The sequence below is a fragment of the Methylobacterium sp. WL7 genome (genome assembly GCF_008040085.1).
GTDB lineage: Bacteria > Pseudomonadota > Alphaproteobacteria > Rhizobiales > Beijerinckiaceae > Methylobacterium > Methylobacterium mesophilicum.
Genome location: NZ_VRVG01000414.1, coordinates 1 through 252 on the forward strand (window position 1 = coordinate 1; position 252 = coordinate 252).

1 pseudogene is annotated in these 252 nt (G+C 64.7%); it reads left to right on the forward strand.

Annotated features, from left to right (window positions below):
• Positions 1–136 (forward strand): annotated as a pseudogene (locus tag FV233_RS30015) (IS481 family transposase); the annotation flags it as partial.
• Positions 137–252: the final 116 nt, after the last annotated feature.

Genomic DNA, 252 nt, shown 5'->3' on the forward strand with positions numbered 1-252 from the left:
GTGCGCGCTCCGCCGCTCCACCGGCTTTCCTCTGGATGCACTGACCTTCATCGTCAGCCACTTCCTGCCACACCTGAACCGGGATGCGGTCTACCGCATCCTCAAGGCCGAGGGCCTGAACCGGCTGAACCGCCCCGGGTTTCCCGGAAGCTCCAACTCCTGAGAGGATGGAGCCATGACGAAGCGAACCCCACCGTATTCTCCTGAGGTCCGTGCCCGCGCGGTGCGGATGGTGCTGGACCATCAAGGCGA